The organism is Komarekiella delphini-convector SJRDD-AB1 (assembly GCF_014831675.1).
GTDB lineage: Bacteria > Cyanobacteriota > Cyanobacteriia > Cyanobacteriales > Nostocaceae > Komarekiella.
In genome coordinates, this window is record NZ_VJXY01000006.1 from 168,817 (window position 1) to 188,832 (window position 20,016).

15 protein-coding genes, 1 tRNA gene and 1 riboswitch are annotated in these 20,016 nt (G+C 40.1%); of the genes, 8 read left to right on the forward strand and 8 right to left on the reverse strand.

Annotation, left to right across the window (positions count from 1 at the left end):
• Positions 1-118: 118 nt before the first annotated feature.
• Both FNW02_RS39895 and FNW02_RS08155 read right to left on the reverse strand, forming a co-directional pair.
• Complete coding sequence (locus FNW02_RS39895; protein ID WP_191757039.1) at positions 119-5,827, reverse strand: FkbM family methyltransferase; 5,709 nt, start codon at positions 5,825-5,827, stop codon at positions 119-121.
• A gap of 108 nt (positions 5,828-5,935) precedes the next feature.
• Positions 5,936-6,334, reverse strand: a complete 399-nt coding sequence (locus FNW02_RS08155) for a tetratricopeptide repeat protein (protein WP_191757040.1) — start codon at positions 6,332-6,334, stop codon at positions 5,936-5,938.
• 893 nt (positions 6,335-7,227) lie between these two features.
• On the opposite strand from FNW02_RS08155, the gene FNW02_RS08165 reads away from it, so the two are divergent.
• A complete protein-coding gene (locus FNW02_RS08165) occupies positions 7,228-7,446 on the forward strand; it encodes a DUF4327 family protein (protein ID WP_191757042.1) in 219 nt (72 codons plus the stop codon).
• Between the two features lie 62 nt (positions 7,447-7,508).
• On the opposite strand, the gene FNW02_RS08170 is transcribed toward FNW02_RS08165, so the two are convergent.
• The 4 genes from FNW02_RS08170 to FNW02_RS08185 form a co-directional block, all read right to left on the reverse strand.
• A complete protein-coding gene (locus FNW02_RS08170; RefSeq protein WP_191757043.1) occupies positions 7,509-8,777 on the reverse strand; it encodes a protein kinase domain-containing protein in 1,269 nt (422 codons plus the stop codon).
• Positions 8,778-8,884: 107 nt separating this feature from the next.
• Positions 8,885-10,852, reverse strand: a complete 1,968-nt coding sequence (locus tag FNW02_RS08175) for a serine/threonine phosphatase (RefSeq protein ID WP_191757044.1) — start codon at positions 10,850-10,852, stop codon at positions 8,885-8,887.
• Between the two features lie 645 nt (positions 10,853-11,497).
• Positions 11,498-12,880 (reverse strand): PAS domain-containing sensor histidine kinase, encoded by a 1,383-nt coding sequence (locus FNW02_RS08180; protein WP_191757045.1) that lies wholly within the window; start codon positions 12,878-12,880, stop codon positions 11,498-11,500.
• 184 nt (positions 12,881-13,064) lie between these two features.
• Complete coding sequence (locus tag FNW02_RS08185; RefSeq protein ID WP_191757046.1) at positions 13,065-13,685, reverse strand: rRNA large subunit pseudouridine synthase E; 621 nt, start codon at positions 13,683-13,685, stop codon at positions 13,065-13,067.
• Positions 13,686-13,727: 42 nt separating this feature from the next.
• Here FNW02_RS08185 and FNW02_RS08190 point away from each other — a divergent pair, with 42 nt between their 5' ends.
• From FNW02_RS08190 to thiC, 4 genes are all read left to right on the forward strand, one after another.
• On the forward strand, positions 13,728-13,886 hold the full coding sequence (locus FNW02_RS08190) for a phosphodiester glycosidase family protein (RefSeq protein WP_191757047.1): 159 nt from the start codon (positions 13,728-13,730) through the stop codon (positions 13,884-13,886).
• Between the two features lie 87 nt (positions 13,887-13,973).
• Complete coding sequence (locus tag FNW02_RS39510) at positions 13,974-14,150, forward strand: DUF6888 family protein (protein WP_431356800.1); 177 nt, start codon at positions 13,974-13,976, stop codon at positions 14,148-14,150.
• Entirely contained in the window at positions 14,147-14,392 is a 246-nt protein-coding gene (locus FNW02_RS08195) for a DUF6887 family protein (protein ID WP_191757048.1), read from the forward strand. The genes FNW02_RS39510 and FNW02_RS08195 overlap by 4 nt, the downstream gene beginning before the upstream one ends.
• A gap of 71 nt (positions 14,393-14,463) precedes the next feature.
• Positions 14,464-14,560, forward strand: a riboswitch (TPP riboswitch).
• Between the two features lie 6 nt (positions 14,561-14,566).
• The gene (gene thiC / locus FNW02_RS08200; protein WP_191757049.1) at positions 14,567-15,940 is read left to right on the forward strand and encodes a phosphomethylpyrimidine synthase; all 1,374 of its coding nucleotides are present in this window, start codon (positions 14,567-14,569) and stop codon (positions 15,938-15,940) included.
• A gap of 105 nt (positions 15,941-16,045) precedes the next feature.
• Here thiC and pyrE read toward each other — a convergent pair whose 3' ends face one another.
• On the reverse strand, positions 16,046-16,663 hold the full coding sequence (gene pyrE, locus FNW02_RS08205; RefSeq protein ID WP_191757050.1) for an orotate phosphoribosyltransferase: 618 nt from the start codon (positions 16,661-16,663) through the stop codon (positions 16,046-16,048).
• A 101-nt stretch (positions 16,664-16,764) separates the two neighbouring features.
• On the opposite strand from pyrE, the gene FNW02_RS08210 reads away from it, so the two are divergent.
• Entirely contained in the window at positions 16,765-17,196 is a 432-nt protein-coding gene (locus FNW02_RS08210; protein WP_191757051.1) for a hypothetical protein, read from the forward strand.
• A 173-nt stretch (positions 17,197-17,369) separates the two neighbouring features.
• Here FNW02_RS08210 and FNW02_RS08215 read toward each other — a convergent pair.
• Positions 17,370-17,442 (reverse strand) — tRNA-Ile (locus FNW02_RS08215).
• Between the two features lie 281 nt (positions 17,443-17,723).
• Here FNW02_RS08215 and FNW02_RS08220 point away from each other — a divergent pair.
• Positions 17,724-18,422, forward strand: coding sequence for a hypothetical protein (locus FNW02_RS08220; protein ID WP_191757052.1), 699 nt, complete (start codon positions 17,724-17,726; stop codon positions 18,420-18,422).
• Positions 18,423-18,624: 202 nt separating this feature from the next.
• Positions 18,625-20,010, forward strand: coding sequence for a hemolysin family protein (locus FNW02_RS08225; RefSeq protein WP_431356799.1), 1,386 nt, complete (start codon positions 18,625-18,627; stop codon positions 20,008-20,010).
• Positions 20,011-20,016: the final 6 nt, after the last annotated feature.

Below are 20,016 nucleotides of genomic sequence, written 5' to 3' on the forward strand. Positions count from 1 at the left end.
GCTTACTACAAACTTGTTTATAAAAGGCTTCTAAACCGAATGGCACAGGATTTTTTTGCGAAATGCTAAGTTATTACCCACCATAGGAAGCTTAGCTACGATTAGACAGGCGTCATCTCTAATTTACGATTAAGCTATCTACATCGCAGAATGGAAGATTTTCTGCTTTGACTTGTGCGATCGCCTGTTGATTGTCTATTCTTAAAGTAATTCGAGTATGAATTTGAGATAAAAGAGTTTTCCATTGCATATCACTCATCTTACCTAGCAAAGAAATTTCTGGCCCCTCAGTTATATCTACATCACCTTCCATGAGCAAATTCATGGTTAAAGACGATAAAAGCATATCAGCTTCGTCTTCAGAAACGTTGTGAGTATCTATCAGGAGAGTTAAACGACTTTTATCTGGATGAGTAGTGAGAGTTGAAATAACACTTGCTAAATCTTCATATAGTAGGTCTTCTGGCTGTAACCAGTCTGGGAAAATAATTAGGTTAATATCTTTTAAATTGAGTTGCTCTTTGAGAGCGATCGCCTGATGTTTATAGAATAGTTCTTGGAAGAGTTCTCCCATTTGAGCAGAGTGAGAACGACTATCAAGAAATGTTGGATTTTGATGCATTTTTTGCTTAATTTGCTCTGTTTTTTGCTGACGCAATTCAGAGTTAATTCCGAGAGCAACAGCCGACTGAATATAAGCTTCTTCACTGTTTGTAATTAAATCAAATATTTGGAGTTCTCGTAAAAGTGATGCTCCCTTTCGAGAACGAGAGGGTTCTGTTTCCATGACCACCGTTGGTAAACCTACTTCCAACGGGTCTATGAGCGAAGTCATACCAGAGTAAGGATAAGAATCTAAGTAGATATCACAAAGTTTCAAACGTTCTTTAACATCAGCACGGTTTGTTGCTGGGTCAAGAATGAGCAACCTATCCTCGCCAAGACCATATTTAGCAAAAGTAGTGATTATGCGCTTACGAAAAGCAACACAAGGATAGGAAGATGACCAATTTGGATTAAACGGATAAAGTAATAGTACAGAATTAGGTACGCTAGCAATTATCTTTGCCCAAGTTACTTCTTGCTCTGGAATTATTTTGTAGTAATTAGCTCCTGAAACATAAACCACAGTAGTTTTAGTAATTCCCAAATTTTCTCGGCTAATAGCGGTTGTAGCAAGTATTTTATCTTCGGTTCCAAAATCAAAACACTGGGGAGAACTGTCTAACGTAATTAGCTTTTCCGTATAATGTTGTTGAGCATTCTCTTCAGTTTCAGAAAGTTTACTTGAAATATAGTAATCTATATGAGGCATACCAGTTGTTACAGGAGAATTAGCATCAACCATCTGGATTCGCGCTAGCCGATACAAGGAAAGCAAGGTAATTTGATGGGTAACTGCGGTAACATTGGTAGAAATGAACAGGATATCTAAATCGGCTTCCCGAATAGTTTGTACCTGATTTTCTAAGTTTGTTGGAAGTTTAATCAGAGCATCTGCATGACCCGTACAATATCGTTCTAAACGATGATTACCTACATTTAATGTAAAGAGAATTACCTCAAATACATCTCTATTTAAATGTTTATATACTGACAAAGCAGCAAAGGTTTCTGTCTGTGGTTCAAAATGGCTAGCAAGAATACCTACTCTAATTTTTGTTCGTTCATCCAAGCGGGTTGGGAACTCGTATTCAATACTGTTATTAAATTCTTGTAAGTATGTTTTCATGATATCTGCACGTTTTGTGTAGATATTTTTTAGATTTGCTTTATTAAAATATAAAGGAATAAAATTTGCTGTATGTGTAAAATAGGCAGCAATATCTTGCCAAAATTTAGACTCACAATGACTGATAATGTTTCTATGAAGATAATTAATGAATTTCTCAATATATTGATAATAATTATCAGCCTCTCCTATCTCCTTAAAATAAAGGGGAGGTTTAAAAGTAAATTTGAGATAATCCTTAAGTAACCAGCTAGGAATTTGAGTCAGATCATACACTAAAGGTAACTGGTGAGGAGGGCAATATAGCATTGCTACTAGGAGATACTGAATGGCATTTTGTTCATTAAATCCCTTAGCGACTATTGCTAATATACCAGTTACAAAGCTTTGTTCAGTTTCTATGAGTGATTCATTCTGTATACTACTATTTAGTAATGCTTGATGAGCCTCACCAAATTTAGACAAGTATAGTTTTTCAAGTAAATTTTCTTCTTTATCTAACCACGATTCAGCAATCTGTTTTCTCAATAAGCGTAATTCTTTTAATACAGATATGTCGGAATTTTCTTGTTGATATTTGGCTACTAAACTATATAGGTTATTGTTTAACTGATAATTTCGTATGAACGTTTTGATTTCACATTGTTCTATTAGCCCATTGAAGTGATTTGCATTCTCATGCATTTGTTGCCAATTTATTACTGCTTGTTTATTTTCGTATTCCAAAATAATTCTTGCACTGATACGAGGTAGCAAAGCTGTCCATTGAATATCAGCTAAATTTCCTACCAAAGAGATTTCTAATCCTTCATTAAGGTCTATATCTTCTTGTAACAGCAAATTCATCGTCAGACCAGATAAAAAGATTGCAGCATCCTCGCTAGAAATATCACTTGTATCAATAAGTAGTGTAGTCTTTTGACTGTCTGAATATTCTGCTAATGTTTTAATTACTCTTTCTAAATCTAAGCTGATTAATTCTTCTGGTTGTGACCAATCAGGAAAAATAATTAAATTAGTCTCTTTAAGGTTTAAATGTAAAATAGTAGTATTAATTAGAGCAGCACTTACATTACGGGCCATTGTTGACCAAGAAAACTTTTTAGCTTGTGCCAAACCTGCGGCAATTAACGAATTGCGAACACCAGGTTTTTGCACCTCAAAGAGTGCGTTTGCTAGTGCATCGACATCATCAGCATTCACATAGATTGCTGCTTCTCCCGCTACTTCTGGTATTGAAGCATTAGGACAAGTGATTACAGGACAACCACAAGCCATTGCCTCTACTATAGGCAAACCAAAGCCTTCATATTTGGAAGGATAAGCCAGTGCTACTGCACCTGAATAAGCAGTGACTAATTCCTCATCGCTGAGTGGGAGAATATGAACAACACTGCCTAATGTATAGGCTCTAAACTCAGGTGCTAATGTGGCTCTATTGCCTGTACAAACAATATCAAAGCCAGAACTACTAACAAGTTGAGAAAAAGCCTGAAAGAACAAAACACTATTTTTATAATTATTTTCGATACCTACTAAAATAAAATATGGTTTTGTAATACCATACTTGATTTTAAAATTGTTAATTTCTTCAATATTTGCAGGTGAAAAAGCGCTTTCAACTCCACAATGAGCTACAGTTATAGACTCTCTGCTTATTTCAGGAAAGCAGCTTACTAAATCACGCGCCGTATGTTCTGAAATTGTTATGTACTGAGATGCGTTTTGAATAGCCTGATGTTTTTCTCGCCACATAGGGCTATTAATATCCCATCCCATAACTTCTGGAATCATGTCATAAGCTATGAAAACAGAAGGTGTTGTAGTCGGTGTTGTGTAGTAAGAAGAGATAAACACCTCTGCACCCTCTTCATCACACACTTGCTGTAGCATTTCCCGGTCAGCATCAGTGTTTTTGTAGTCGTAAAGTGGTACAGCGCGATACTTAATACCAGAGATTTTGGGAGCAGTTCCAGCGCGGTCAAGCACAACAATATGCTTAGCAAAGCCATTATTAACCCATTCTTTTAGTAAGGATGTCCAGACACGAGCAATCCCAGTTGTATTGAGTTGGAAAAATACACTATCAATTAAAATATTACGATGAGGTAAACTTTTTGCTTTTTCTTTAGCTAACTCGTAAATTTTTATAGTTTCTTTAACATATTTATCCCAAGTAAACTTTTGAGCCTGTTGAACAGATTTTTTAGCTAATTTTTCTCGATATTCGGGTTCACAATATAGTTTAAATATGGCATCACAAAGCCCTATTGCATCATGAGGATCAAGCATAATTCCGGCATCTTCAACCACTTCAGGTAAGGAAGAAGTGTTAGAGGTTATTACTGGAGTTCCACATTGCATGGCTTCTAATGGTGGTAAGCCAAAACCTTCATATAAAGATACGTACATGAATGCTAATGCTCCTGAATACAGAGGAGCTAAATCTTCATCGGGAAGATAACCAGTAATAATAATTCTGTTTTCTAATTCTTTAGCTCGATCTATTTCCGCAAAAATTTCTTCATATTGCCATCCTTTTGTACCTATCAATACTAGATTAAGATCATCAATATGCTGTTTTTTAATTAGTGTCAAAAAACAACGGATAACATGAGCTATATTTTTTCTTGGCTCTAGGGTTGATAAAGTTAAGAGATAAGGTTGGTCTGGTATTTCATATTTTTGTTTCGTTTTGATAATTAATTTCTGATCATCGCAAGGATAAAATTTTTCTTGATCAGCCGCTAAATATGTAACAAATACTTGCTTTTCATCAAGATTTGGTTGATATTTACAAATATCTTGTTTTGTTGATTCAGAAATACAGCATACAAAATCATTCTTATCTATTTGATCTATAGTATTTATAACTAAGTGCTGTGAATTATGAGTAAAATACTCTGGAAAAAGAATAGGAATTAAATCACAAACAGTGACAATTCTGGTAGCAAAGTAAATATTATTGGGCAGTGGATAATGTGTAGATTGATAAATATCTATATTTTGATATTTGAGTTCTGATAAGTGAAGTAAAGGAAGATTTTTATATTCAAAATTTTGATTTATATAACTTTGACAAGCATCAAATAAATCATGAATACTTGTACATAAATAAATCTGATACTGAGGATATTTTATTAGTCCTTTTAAAAGATACTCTGTTACTCTAAAAACTCCTGTTTTGGCAGTTTCAAACATAGTTCCTAAACCTAGTACAGCAATATCTAAGGCTATTTTTATTTGCCTTCTGTTATTTACAACTGGTAAATAATATTGTCTATTTAAAGATTCATATATTGTTGTTATTTTTCTAGACTCAGATGTAATTAATCTTTCAAAATGTGTATCTATATTATTTTGACTACTTAGTTGTATTACCCTCTCTGCTATTTGTTTTTCGATCAATCTGGAATCTATATAATCATCTAAAGCATTAACAGGAAAAGAGAAATAATTTGCTAAGCTGCCTGATTCTTCAGATACATAATAATCATTAATTCCATCAAAAAAAACTTTTTGATAACCTTTTCCCATTAAAAAAATAGGAATATTCTTTTCACAGCGAACGTTCGTACCTGGTAAAGTAGTTTCTATTACTAATATTGTTGGTCTAAATCTCTCCCAATTACCACCTAAAACAACTTGATCTTCTACTCCTTCAACATCAATTTTGAGAAAATCAATTTTTTGATTCACATATTCTCTACATACTTCTGCTAAAGTTTTAACGAAAACAGTATATTGAGAAATATCTAAACCTTTATCCTTGGCAAGTTTATAAGCTATTTCTTTATTTAAAGTAGAGTTACCAGGTTGTCCTACTATTTGAAAAAACTCTAGATACCCTTCTGAATTACTTAGAGCAACATTCAGATTAATATCTCTCGGACGCTCTTGCTCAAATAAGTTATGGCATTCTTTTATTGGTTCTATATTTATTCCTGACCATCCAAGATCATAAAAAGCTTTGGTTACTGAACAAAAAGTTGGATGCAAAGCTCCTACATCAATATAAAACCCCTTTGTTTTATGTTTAAATACTCTATTAAGTAAAACATCTTCAAAATTTTGGGCATAAGAAATAAATGTCATTTTTACTAACTTCGCTCCTATAAATGTTCAACACTTAATTTAGTGATGATAATTTTAGTTAAATAGTCTAATTAGACAATATCAGTGAAGTTTTTTTTGGCTATTTGTCTACCGATCGCTCTTACTCTCTTGCTTCTTAATCTGCTCCAATACAACTTTGTAATCTTGTCGATTCGGGTGCAACTTCACCAGCTTCTCTAAAAGTTCCATCGCACCTTTAGCATCTTTCAATTGCAGCCGCAGCAAAGATAGTTTCTCCAATGCTGTTCGGTTTTCTGGTTCCCGCTGTAAAACTAGCTCGTAACCTCGCGCCTGTTGCTGTAATGCTGACTCAGCAGAAGGAGATGCAATTGCTGACTTAGGTTGGCTAGCTTGTTGGATTGCAGGAATTACTGCAAACACCGTAGAACCAAGGAACGATATTATCGAGACTATTGTTAAAAACTTTTTTCGCCGCTCAATCTGCTTTTTGCGGGAAATTAAGTATTCTTCCCCCGGATTAGGCATGTCTCAATAGCTGCTGTGGTAAATACTTAGGTAACAGCTAGCCTCCCGTTCTGAGGATACCCACCCGCTCAACAGAAACTATCATCTTGGCTGCAAATTTTTTACACAAAATTCAAAAAACTAATTCTGAATATAAGAAAGCTTTATGGTAATGCAATGATGCACCAATATCTTTGTCATGCGATCGCCTCCGGCGGGGCGTAGCCCATCGCCCCCATCCTACCAAGGCTTTTTCTTTGAGAAAATCCCTTCCTACGTGTTTTCTACAAGATTTATTCTTCAGGTAAAGTATTAAAAATATATAAAGTTTTGCTTTGAATTTGTCTAATTCCCGATGTTTGCGATAATCTAAAGAACATTTTAATAAAAATAAAAAGTTTAAAATCAATTGCAAATTTCACCGTTAGCCAAAAACATTCAAAATAGCCCGTATTGCATAGATTTTTCAATAAGCAGACATATTGTGACTAAAACAAATATAAGTTTATCAGTCGTATTTGGCTGCGCTACTGGTGCAAGTTCCCGGATGGCTAGATTTTTTCGCTTGGCGTCCATGAGAACTTATACTTTCCCTTATAAGCACTTCTTATCTCTTTTTTGAGTTGTGTAAAGGTTAAGGCGTAAGGAGTAGATTTCAGCCTTTCCCCTTTTCCCTTTCCTTCTTAACCGAAAGGTGTTGCATGAGAACTGCTTTGCAAAATTTAAGTTTTCTGGTGGTGATTACCGTACAAAACCGAAATTAAGAGCAAATTAATAGAGTTTGTTATGGTATAGTTAAAAAGTTAAGACTAGCTTTACCAAAATACAGCACTCTACGGGCCGGCAACAATTGCAAAACGGAAAGCAGTTTTGATTAAGTATTTACCAAACAAAATCTGAATTCAATCGAGGTTATGACTCAGCAAGTGATTCACCCAATGGTGAAATTGCAGCGTAACGTGCAATCACTCGTGGAATCGAATATTATCAAGCAAACTGATAGTATCTGGAAAATTGCCTTACTCTACGGCAATGAGTGGCAGCACTGGAAACAAGAACTGCAAGACTTTGGGTTTAGTATGCAAGATCCAATTAGCGAATTGCTAGCTGTAGAAGCTTGGGATGAAGAATAAAAACTGGAGATGAGGGGGATAAGGAAGAGTAATAATTGCTTCCCCTGCTCCCTCATCGCTCTTTATTGGCAAGCAGCTAACGCAGCAGCCAAATGCTTTGCAGTTTGATAGCGATCGCGTGGCAGTGGTTCTGTAACTTTGTCAATAATATCTCTTAATTGGGAACTAATAGTCGGAACCTTTGCCACATCAAATTTGAAATTTCGTCCCCGTTGGCGATAGTACTTAAAAGGGTTTTCGCCAGTGAGCAGAAAAATTAACGTTGGCCCAATCGCATATAAATCAGATTGAGTCAAAGGCTGTCCCCGTTCTTGTTCGGGAGCACAGTAACCTTCTGCACCAATACGAGTTCCAGGTGCCGTACCAATTTCCTTAACAGCGCCAAAATCCAGTACTACTATACGATTATTAAAATTCCGCACCATTAAGTTTGCGGGTTTGATATCGCGGTGAATTAATGGAGGTTCTTGGCTATGAAGATAGTCTAAGATATCACAAGTTTGAATCATCCAGGCGATCGCTTGGTTTGGCGTCACTGGCCCAGTCGTATAGACACGTTTTTCTAAATCTTGTCCGTGGATTAACTCCATTGCCAAGTATTTTTTTCCGTCTTCTACAAAAAAGTCATAATACTTAGGAATTCCAGGATGGTTAAGGGATTTGAGAGTGTGCGCCTCGCGTTCAAATAACTCTTGAGCTTTGGCAATCCTAACCATATCAGCATTCATCTGCTTCAACACCAGCAGTTGAGGGATACCCGCAATTAAACCTGCTGCATCCCAAGCAAGATACGTAGTACCCATACCCCCTTGTCCCAGGGTTCGCAACACCTGATAGTAGCGAATCGTCTGTTGTACAGACAGGGGTTGACCACAATGGATACAAAACAAATTGTTTGCAGAGTTTCCCTCGTGCGTGCAAGTGCTTGCAAGGTTATTCTTTGAAGAGAGTGTTGCAGTAGCATTTTCCACTGTCTCTTGAATATCTGGCGATCGCGACCAAGTATTTGATTTTGTTACCTGCTGTTGGAATTGTAATATTGGGCCTCCTTGTGCCAGTTGCAGGAGAGAATTATCTGGTAGCGGACTTTGAGTAACAAGCACGCCATTGAGAAAAGTCCCATTTGTACCTGTACTAGTTACCTTCCAAGAAACGCCATTGCTAACAGAACTGACTCGCTTAAGTTCTAAATGATGCCGAGAAACCAAATTATCAGTCAAAACAACGTGATTATCCGCTGCTCGGCCAATCCGAATCACAGAGGAATTTTCAAAGCACCACTGCTTAAGCGGCGTTTTTTGTTGCGGTTCCAACAGTGTTAGAGTAACCACAATACGACCTAAAAGGTAAAAGGATAGGAATTGACGATTGGGGACTAGGGATTAGGATGAGGTATTAGGCATTAGGAAAACTTTCCCCAGTCCTAGTTCCCTCATTACTAACTTTCCAGATTTGGGCGCACTTTTGCCCGGATCAGTATACCAGTAATATTGTCATGACCATTGTATTGGTTTGCCAAATCAATTAAGTCTGTGACGCCTCGCTCTAGGTTTGCGCCAGAACTAAGCAAGGGTTCTAAGTGAGTCTGCCAATGGGTTTCTAGCAAATTATTATCTGATAGACCATCGGATACCAAAAGCAGAATGGTATCTTCATTTATCTCAAAAAACTCCACATCGGGATTAATCGAGTGTTTATCACGGGGGCCCAAGGCTTGGGTAAGTTGGTAGGCATCCGGGCGGGCATAAGCTATGCTCTCTTCAACTCCTCTGGCTATTTCTCGTTGACCAACTTCGTGATCTACAGTGATTTGTTCTAGTCCTTGCTTGCGCGTCAGGCAGTAGAGGCGGCTATCTCCCACATGAGCAACTGCTGCTTGATTGCCTTGAATTAACAGCATCACTAGAGTTGTACCCATGCGCCCGACTCCAGAACGAGCATCTTGTTGATTGAGTTCGTAAATTGCTTCATTAGCTAAATAAACTGCTTCACGAATGCTATGTTCTGTTGGCAGTTGGTTAGTAATCCAGTGTTGTTGAAAATATTGCCGCAGGGTGTTGACTGCTAACTCACTAGCTATCTCGCCACCGGCGTGTCCACCCATACCATCGCAGAGAATATATAAACCCTGTGCTTGGAGGATGCGGCTTTTGGGAAATTCTAGCTTGTGAATTTTAGTTTCAATACCAAAGTAGTCTTCATTATGATCACGTTGTCGCCCTACATCTGTACGTCCTGCGTCCTCCAAGCTGCTTAATTGCATTGCAAGCACGATTGTTGGCAGCTCATCAGTTCTGGCATTGATATCTTCTGGCTCATCTAATTGCATGATTGTAGGCGCAGTAGGATGTTTCTGTTGTGTTGCAGGTATTGCATCGGATGCTTCTAATTCTGAGGAAATTGCCTCCAAACGCGATCGCAACTGTGCGATCGTCTTAATATTACCCAGTTCCAAATCCCCCAACATCTGGACTACAGAACCAAATTGAGTGCGTTGAGACTGTCTAAATAGTGCCTGCCAAACCCGCCCCAAAGCTTGGATTGTTAACGGCGGTTCTTGTTGGGCTTCTGTATCTTCTGGTGATTCAGTAGCAGGCTGAGAATTCCATGGTTCCAGATATAACTGTCTAATCGCTAGTGTTTGGTCTTCATCCAAGCGTAAATTCGATAAATCCAAAAGACTTTGACGACAACCCACTGGTTCCAGTAGTACCCAGAGTTGAGTCATCTGATAACACCAGTGTAAAAGCTGTAATAAACTCGTTGACTCTTCTTGCCACAGATCAAGTAAATACTGCCAATTCGAGCGGTCTTCAATTAATACCACCTGGGTATCACCCTGCTGCCAAGCATCGTGAATTAGCGGTATTTCTGGATGAGTTTGAGATTGTAAGTCAATATAAAGTTTAGCAAGGCTAGGTATTTCGTTTGCTCCCTCTGATAGTGCTATCACTCCCTGTTGCTGATTTCCTAGCATTGCCTCAATGAGTGATATTTGATACGGTTGACAATCTAAAACTCGCACACACACTTCAGTAGGGGTTGCAATTTCCTTTTGGCTCAACGGCGGATCTAACAATTGATAGCGCTGCTGAGGGTCTAAATAGGAGCCAACCAAGAGTTCAGAAAAGGGGTTAGGAGGAAGAGAAGATGAGAGGGATAAGCTAGGATTTTCTCCCCCTGCTTCCCCTGCTCCCCCTACTTCCCTCCCTCCCAAAGCTTTCTTGGCAATAATTGCCCACCACACTGTTCCGCACTCCGCGCCGCAGTTTTGACAACTTTGTGCATCTACGGGTACTTCAGTACTGCATTCAGGACAAACTTTGTGAGTCAGAGACGTACCACAGTTTTGACAAAATTTGTTTGTATTGGGGTTTTCAAATTTACACTGAGGGCAAATCAGCATAGTGGAAGTTCCTTAATTCCCGTTCCAAAGTGCTTTTAGCCACTAAGATCCAAAGTGCCACAATTGGCTACCCCTGCCTACATCAGACCTACAAGAGATTGTGGTTTCACCAGTGAATTTTGGTGGCAGTATTAATTGTGACGCATATTAGCTAAATATTTCAGATATTGGCATTTAATTCCTCACAAATGCGAGAACACAGAAGTATGGGAAGGGGGAGTAATTTTGTATTAGGACTTACGCACACTCTACGACTTCTTCTCTACGAGAGGCTTCGCGTTGGCGGAAGCCTCTCGTAGAGAAGGCGTCTTGGCGGTATGCCTCCGGCACGCTACGCGAACGATAAATTAAGCTTTTGGGCGATTTTTGCGTAAGTCCTATGTATTTTAAATGAGTGGGCGATTTTTAACAGTTATCAGTCAAGAATGAGGTGTTTATCCTTGGGTTTAAGTCCCCCACCAATTGGTGGTAGGTATTGTTTGACAGTTATTCAGTCAGTCATCAGTTTTTTCTGACCACTGTTTACTGTTTACTGTTTACTGTTGACTGTTGACTGTTGACTGTTGACTGTTGACTGTTCACTGTTTTAAATTATTCCTTTCCCCTTGTCTTTCCATCTCCCCCTCCTCTTGTGTGCCTCACCTTTCAGTTCATTGCTAGTTGGATAATAAAACAGGTACGGTTTGACCCACTTTCAACCTTAATTGTTCCTCCCATGTGTTTGATGAGTTTTTGTACTAGTGCTAACCCTAATCCTGTGCCACCCTGCTTCCAAGGATCATTACTGGGAATGCGGTAAAATTTCCCGAAAATGCGTAATAATTCAACGGCAGGAATTTCAACGCCAGAATTAATCACTTGGAATTGGATGTTTTGAGATTTTAGTTGAGCAATCACGGTGATTTCTGCATTTGGGGGGCTGAATTTGCAAGCATTGGTGAGTAGTTCTATCAAGATACGTTCTAGACTAAATGGATCGCACGCAAGTAGAGGAAGATTAGGAGCCACCTGGAGGTGGAAATTTTGCTGATGGGAGTTGCGCTTTCGTGCTTTAAACATCTCTAGCACCCGCCAAAGCCATTCCTGTACTTGAATTGTTTCCAGTACCCAGGGTTTAGCGCCTGCATCTAGCCGTTGCAAATCTAGGAAGTTATTAATGAGATTAATTTCTCGCTCACACTCGTTGTCTAAAATTTCAAAATAGCGGGAAGCTTTCGAGCGTTCTGCTTGTGGCTTTGCCATTTGTGACAAAAAGTTTTGCTCTTGATCGAGTGCGATTCCTAGCATTTGAATCGCCATTTTCATATTAGTTAATGGTGTGCGTAATTCGTGGGAAACTGTACTGAGAAATTCATCCTTTAAGCGGTTGAGGCTGTTGATTTCCTTTAATTGCGATCGCGCCACTTCCTGAATCTGTTTCAAGGCATCTGGAAATTTGTGCTCTGTGATGTCAGCAGCCTTAGTAATAGGATCAAAGCTTTGTTTGCTTTCTTTTAAAGCATCTTGCGTCTGCTTGTGAGCAGTGATATCCTCACAAACCATAAGAATGACTGGATTTTTATAATGTCCCTCGCCAGTAGGCAATATTCGCATCACGATTCTTACCCAGACAATCTTGCTGGCTGGGCAATTCAAGCGAAATTCCCAATTAGCAACTTCACTATTGGGCAAAGCGTTAAATAAATTTATAAATGCATCAGAAAGCTTTTGTTGATCTGATTGATCAAACAAATTAAAAATAGGTTTATTGAGCAATTGTTCAGAAGTGTAACCAAGACAATTTGCACCAAAGTTGTTTACAGACAAAATTATCCCTGTCGCATCTAGACTAAAGTAAATAGAGGGGATATTTTCATAAAGCCTACGATACCACTGAAGTTCCTCTTGAGTATTACGCAAGGTTTCTATTGTGCAAAGTTCTGAATCGGTAGCTCGTTCAGGCACAAGTTCTAGGCGTTTAGGTATTGTAGATAAAATATCTTGTTGTTGGCGATTGTGATACCAGATCGATTGCTGATTACGGCTCATAAAACTTCAACTTGCACACAAGCGCTGATTTTTACTAGGTAGGAATAAAAAAATAACATCATACTGCTTTTGACTTAAATTGTGTCATTCGCTAAACACTTATTTCAGTAGTGCTGAGTATCGTTGGCGTAGCCCTGTTGAGAAGCCGACTGTGTAGGCAAATCTCACTGCTGGCTTTTAGCAATCAGAACTTTAGTAATTTAGAATTGCTTTTATGTGCTTTAGGGGAATTATGCAGCGATTTGAGTTCAGATGATGTAAGGTCACGCCATTGACCAGGCTGTAATCCATCTAGTTGTAGGTGGACGATGCTCACCCTGATCAATCGCAATGTTGGAAAACCCACAGCCGCAGTCATTCGCCGCACCTGGCGGTTTTTTCCCTCTGTTAAAGCCATTTCCAGCCAAGCTGTCGGTACATTTTTGCGAAATCTAATTGGCGGATTGCGATCGCATACTAGTGGTTCTTGTAACAATAGCCTCACTTTTGCTGGTAGAGTGCGGTAATCTTGAATTTCCACACCTGTTTGCAACTTGTTTATAGCATCTGCATCAGGAATACGCTCTACTTGCACCCAGTAAGTACGTTCATGCCCAAACCGCGGATGAGCAAGGCGATGTTGCAATTGTCCGTCGTTCGTCAACAACAAGAACCCTTCACTGTCCCAGTCCAAACGTCCCACAGGATAAACATCAGGCACATCGATATAATCTTTCAGAGTGCTATGTTTGGGTGATTCCTGTGTAAACTGGCTGAGAACACCGTAGGGTTTATGAAAAATAATATATCTATAGTGATTAGTCATTTGTCAGTAGCAAGAAACAAACAACTGACAACTAACTAGCCAATGCAGACTAGGCATCATAATAAATTTGATAGTAGGCTAACTTTACAGCAACTAGCAGAAGCGATGAAAGCGCTCGGCTGTTACGAAACAATGAACTTAGATGGCAGTGCATCAAAAACCTTAGCTACCAACAGTAAAATTTTAGTCCCTGCTGGATGACCACTGACTAACGTGATTGTATGTATCGCTTTTGCTCCATTAAATTACTCTAAAATATAGATCAGCTTTTATATCAAAGGCACAGCTATTCTTCCTACAGCAGCACAAGCCCTAAAATGTGTCTACCTGTGTCAATTATTGACGACTGTCTACAAACCAATTTACATGGTGCGTCTGGATGAGCGCACTGGAAAAATATTTATCTTGGCTGGAGAAGATATAAAAATTCTGATTAGTCGTGATGGCAACTGGGAATATCCATGAGCAAACCAAACTTTGATGCTATGACCAAGGCAGAATTATGCGCCTACGTTATTGCACACCAAGATGATCAAGAAGCTTTTTACGCACTTGTGGATCGTTTAACAGCAAAACCACCCTCTGGGACTTATCCCGCTTCCATGACCCCAGAAGAAATCCACAAAGCAATATTAGACATTATTCAACAGAAGCAGCGATGTCTACGACGGGCTGCGCCTACGCAAGACTCCGAAAAAACTGCTTAACACCCACCGCCTTCACCTCAAGGAATTGTTAACACCTTTGCTTGCAGCCACATCCAAGGTGGTACAATCAACAACCATGCTAGGGGTGCCTACACAATCAGGCTGAGATCACACCCTTAACACCTGAGTCTGGGTAATACCAGCGGAGGGAAGCTGTTTATTGAGGATTTTAATATGCGGATAGAATGGGTTGCTAAGCGTCGTGGGCAGAGCAATGTATCTCAAATGCACTATGCTCGCCAAGGTGTCATCACCGAAGAAATGCACCATGTCGCCCAGCGGGAAAATCTTCCCGCTGATCTCATTCGTGAGGAAGTAGCGCGGGGACGAATGATTATCCCTGCTAATATTAATCACACTAACCTAGAGCCGATGTGCATTGGCATCGCCTCCAAATGTAAGGTAAATGCTAATATCGGCGCTTCACCCAACTCTTCCAATCTTCAAGAAGAGGTAGATAAGCTGATACTGTCGGTGAAGTACGGTGCTGATACCGTCATGGACTTGTCCACAGGTGGCGGTAACTTAGATGAAATCCGTACTGCAATTATCAAGGCTTCGTCTGTTCCCATTGGCACAGTTCCAGTTTACCAAGCCTTAGAAAGCGTCCACGGCACAATCGAAAACCTGACGGCTGATGACTTTCTCCATGTCATCGAAAAACACGCCCAGCAAGGAGTAGACTATCAAACTATCCACGCCGGGATTTTGATTGAGCATTTACCCTTAGTGAGAAACCGCATCACTGGTATTGTCTCTCGTGGCGGCGGTATTTTAGCGCGGTGGATGCTACATCATCACAAACAAAACCCGCTTTACACCCACTTCCAAGACATCATTGAGATTTTCAAAAAGTACGATGTCTCCTTCAGTTTAGGGGATTCCCTGCGTCCTGGCTGTACACACGACGCTTCAGACGAAGCACAATTAGCTGAACTTAAAACCCTCGGAAAGCTAACTCGCAAAGCCTGGGAACATGACGTACAAGTTATGGTAGAAGGGCCCGGACACGTTCCAATGGATCAAATTGAGTTCAATGTCCGCAAACAAATGGAAGAGTGTTCTGAAGCACCTTTCTACGTGTTGGGGCCATTGGTGACAGATATTGCTCCCGGTTATGACCATATCACTTCAGCGATCGGGGCAGCGATGGCTGGATGGTACGGTACAGCAATGCTATGCTATGTCACACCAAAAGAACATTTAGGACTACCCAATGCCGAAGATGTACGAAATGGGTTGATTGCCTACAAAATAGCAGCTCATGCAGCAGATATTGCTAGACATCGCCCTGGAGCAAGAGACAGAGACGATGAACTTTCACGCGCTCGTTATAATTTCGACTGGAACCGTCAGTTTGAATTATCCCTTGACCCAGAAAGAGCCAAGGAATATCATGACGAAACCCTGCCAGCAGACATTTACAAAACGGCTGAGTTTTGTTCCATGTGTGGGCCTAAGTTTTGCCCGATGCAAACCAAAGTTGATGCTGATGCGCTGACAGAACTAGAGAAGTTCTTGGCGAAAGAAAAAGTGCCTCAAGGTTAACTGCCTTTTAAACGCAGAGGCATGCTGAGGAAATCGCAAAGGTTCGCTAAAAGTTCCTCTGCGTTACTCTGCGCTTACCTCTGTGTTCCTTTGCGTTTAAAAAAATTACTTAATCTGCTGATACCGTTGTTGAATCTCCTCAATCGAAAACAAAGCTTCAAATTTCAAACCAGCTGACTGGTACAACTCTGCTCCCCCTTGCTGGCGATCTACCAGTGCAATTACTTGATTTACGGTATAACCTGCCGCTTTAAGCCGTTCAACTGCTTTCAAAGCAGATTGTCCAGTAGTGACGACATCTTCCAACACCACCACTTTCGCACCTTCTGGCAAAATAGGCCCTTCAATATAAGCCTTCGTTCCATACCCCTTGGCTTCTTTACGAATAATCAGCGCTGGTATTGGTCGGTTTTCATAGACAGAAACCACACTCACTGCTGTCACCATTGGGTCAGCTCCCAGTGTTAAACCCCCAACTGCCTGGGTATCTACAGATAGCAGAGGGAACAGCAACCGTCCAACTGCCAAAGCACCTTGGGGATGGAGTGTTACTTGCGTCTTGTTGACGTAATAAGAGCTACGCAGCCCAGAAGAGAGGACAAAATCACCCTCTTGATAAGCAAGTTGGCAAAATAAATCTAGTAACTTGTGGCGCAGGGTAGTTAAATCAGCGGTAGCTGCCCAAATATCTGAGTGGGTAAGAGTTTCAGTAGGATACGTCATTACAAAACATTAAAAGTTGTGCTACACCAAAGGTTGAACTCATAAGAGTTCTGAAATTAAGCATAAGTTAAGATTCACCCATAAATTGAGGAGTAAAGAACATGGGTATAAAATTAAAAACCCTGAGTGGTTTATTGGTACTAACTGTTGGTATTGCTTTTCCCTCTGTTGCATCTGCTCAGACGGAAACACCCAATTATGAAACTACGAATGATGTATTTGAACGAGCTTTTTTTCGACACGATCGCAATTTCTACGACAACGGTAGTCTCAGGCGTCAGCTAGATTCGTTTCTTGGCCCTGGTTCGGGTTTCCGAAATTCTTTCCCAGAAAATGAAATTGCCCGAGATGCTGAATTGGTTAATACTGTCTATCACGATGTCCTTACTCAGCAAGTTGGCAATGATCCATATATTCGTACCCCCGATTTACCAAATCCTTACGACACATCTCTGTTGATGTCTCCTCGCTTGAATACCAACAAACTCAAAGTCGGGACTGAATTTCGGTTTGAAACTTTACCACCTCGATAACGTCCTAGGGTTTAGTCATTAGTCTTTGTCATTTGTCAGCAACTAATGACTAAATTACCAAATTTAGTTTTTCTTTAGAGACTAAGAATGTTAATGTTCAATAGAATTTAGTATTGTTTCGTCACAACCATCATTGGAGTTAAATAATGGATTGCTTTTTATAATTTAGTTAGTGCGCCCTGCTGGAATCGAACCAGCCTGAAGGCGAATTATGAGTTCGCTGCCTCCCCAATCGGCCAAAGGCGCTTGCTTTGTTGGGTTCTAGGTTAGTATAAATTGATTTACCTAAATTTTTAAGTTAACCCTATTGTGAGTATGGTACTTCACACAACTAATAACCCAATTTTATTATTTTAGCATGATTTTGTAGCTTGTAAATACTCGAAAATAATTTGCTATATTTTTATACTACATAATTTAATAATGAAATAGTGCAAACTAATATTTATTAAGTTCCTTGAAGGATTGAGGTAACAGCTTCAATACTCTTAAGTAGACCAGCATTCTTTTGCAATAGCTTGTCAGCGATGAAACTAAATTCCACTGTACTTCTTACATTGATTTTATTAACCCTGATGTTGGGAGCTGGTTCTGTGAGTGCGTTTTTAGGATTTAATATAGGGAGTTCAGCACTCAAAGGTATTACCACACCAGACGGTCGCCCCGCAACTAAATTTGCTAGCAGCAAGACTAACTCTCAACAAGGAGGGTTAGCGCTATTAAAAGAGCAAGAGATCCTGAAAATTGTCAAGGCGCGAATTGAAGGTAAGACCAAAGCTGCTAAATCAGAAAACCTAGAGGAAGATGATGAAGAAACTAATAGCAGCAAGCAAAAACCAGAGGAAAAACCTCCAGAAGTGACTGAAGAAAAACTTCAACCTGGTTTTCCGATTACCGCCCAGAGTGAAGGCGTCACACTCTCTGTACAATCTGCTCGCTACTCTGGCGGTGATTTACTGCTGAAAGTAAAAATGCAGAATAAAGGTACTGATTCTGTACGCTTCTTGTACAGTTTTTTGGATGTCACAGATGACAAAGGGCGAACTCTGAGTGCTAGTACAGAGGGTTTACCAGCAGAATTGCCTTTAAATGGGCCAACATTTTCAGGTACAGTGAGTATTCCCACAGCTTTATTAGATGATGTAAAGAAGGTATCACTTGCTCTAACTGATTATCCTGCTCAAAAATTGAAGCTAGAGGTATCAGATATTCCTGTAGAAAAGTAGGAGTCTGGGGACTGGGGACTGGGGACTGGGGACTGGGGACTGGGAACTGGGGACTGGGAACTGGGGACTGGGAACTGGGAACTGGGGACTGGGAACTGGGAACTGGGGACTGGGTGACAAGGTGAATAAATAATCAATACCCAATATCCAATACTCAATATCCAATCCCTAATACCCAATACCCAATCCCTCTCAATGGGGCGTGAGTATTACACGAGCTTTTGTAGTGAGTGGTTTTCCTAGATTGATTTGGACAGATGTGGGGCTGCGATTGTTGTCGGTGCTACTGTTGATTGCGATAAATGCCTTTTTTGTAACGGCAGAGTTTTCGATGGTGAGTGTGCGGCGATCGCGCATTCACCAGCTAGTTGAGGCTGGTGATATCCCAGCGATCGCTGTCGAAACACTGCAACGCAGTATTGATAGACTGCTATCTACAACCCAGTTAGGAATCACCCTCTCTAGTTTGGCGTTGGGATGGATTGGAGAAAGTACTATTGTCGTGCTGGTGGATGCATGGCTAAAATCCTTGCCTTTACCCAGTGGAATGAGTACCTTCATGGCTCATTCTTTATCAATTCCGATCGCCTTTTTTTTAATTGCTTATTTGCAAATTGTTTTAGGAGAACTATGCCCCAAATCGTTAGCTATGCTCTACTCAGAAGAGCTGGCTCGGTTTCTGGGGCCTTCAGTAAAAGCGATCGTACGTTTTTTTAGACCATTCATTTGGATTCTTAACCAATCAACCCGCTGTCTATTACGAATTTTTGGCATCCAATACACAGGTCAAAGCTGGAGACCACCTGTTACTCCAGAAGAATTGCAACTGATTATTTCTACAGAACGCGAATCTACTGGTTTAGAACTCTCAGAGCGAGAACTGCTCAATAATGTCTTTGAGTTTAGCGATGTAACAGCGCAAGCTGTAATGATTCCTCGCACCAGCATTGTAGCACTGCCAAAAGACGCTACTTTCCAGACATTACTCACAGAAATGGCTTCTACTGGTCACTCCCGCTATCCTGTGATTGGTGAATCTTTAGATAACATTTGTGGTATTGTCTACTTTAAAGATCTGGCAAAACCTCTTGCTGTAGGAAAGTTATCTTTAGAAACACAGATCCAACCTTGGATGCGTCCCGCTCAGTTTGTACCAGAACACACGTCCTTGAGTGAACTTTTGCCAATGATGCAGCAAGAGAAATCAGCTATGGTCATGGTAGTAAATGAATTTGGCGGTACTGTGGGACTGGTGACAATCAAAGACGTTATTGCTGAAATCATTGGCGATGCTAGTGAACCAGAAAGCAGCGATGACTTGCTAATCCAGATGTTAGATGAGCAGAAATTTTTGGTACAAGCGCAGATTAACCTCGAAGACCTCAACGAAGTTTTGCATCTCAATTTGCCTTTGACGAGAGAATACCAGACATTGGGAGGTTTTTTGCTCTACCAGTTGCAGAAAATTCCCGCCAAAGGCGAAACGTTATTCTATGAAAATCTCGAATTTACTGTGATGTCTGTTGTTGGGCCACGTCTGCACCAAATTCAATTGCGACGTTTGGAGGAGAAAGGAGACAGGAGTTAGGAGGTA

Bases quoted from the DNA above. Each gene is read 5' to 3' on its own strand.
- FNW02_RS08195 (WP_191757048.1), top strand. From the start codon at position 14,147: ATGAGCAAACCAAACTTTGATGCTATGACCAAGGCAGAATTATGCGCC.
- FNW02_RS08190 (WP_191757047.1), top strand. From the start codon at position 13,728: ATGCAGACTAGGCATCATAATAAATTTGATAGTAGGCTAACTTTACAG.
- FNW02_RS08220 (WP_191757052.1), top strand. From the start codon at position 17,724: ATGAAACTAAATTCCACTGTACTTCTTACATTGATTTTATTAACCCTG.
- thiC (WP_191757049.1), top strand. From the start codon at position 14,567: ATGCGGATAGAATGGGTTGCTAAGCGTCGTGGGCAGAGCAATGTATCT.
- FNW02_RS08155 (WP_191757040.1), bottom strand. From the start codon at position 6,334: ATGCCTAATCCGGGGGAAGAATACTTAATTTCCCGCAAAAAGCAGATT.
- pyrE (WP_191757050.1), bottom strand. From the start codon at position 16,663: ATGACGTATCCTACTGAAACTCTTACCCACTCAGATATTTGGGCAGCT.
- FNW02_RS08210 (WP_191757051.1), top strand. From the start codon at position 16,765: ATGGGTATAAAATTAAAAACCCTGAGTGGTTTATTGGTACTAACTGTT.
- FNW02_RS08175 (WP_191757044.1), bottom strand. From the start codon at position 10,852: ATGCTGATTTGCCCTCAGTGTAAATTTGAAAACCCCAATACAAACAAA.
- FNW02_RS08165 (WP_191757042.1), top strand. From the start codon at position 7,228: ATGACTCAGCAAGTGATTCACCCAATGGTGAAATTGCAGCGTAACGTG.
- FNW02_RS08180 (WP_191757045.1), bottom strand. From the start codon at position 12,880: ATGAGCCGTAATCAGCAATCGATCTGGTATCACAATCGCCAACAACAA.
- FNW02_RS39895 (WP_191757039.1), bottom strand. From the start codon at position 5,827: ATGACATTTATTTCTTATGCCCAAAATTTTGAAGATGTTTTACTTAAT.
- FNW02_RS08185 (WP_191757046.1), bottom strand. From the start codon at position 13,685: ATGACTAATCACTATAGATATATTATTTTTCATAAACCCTACGGTGTT.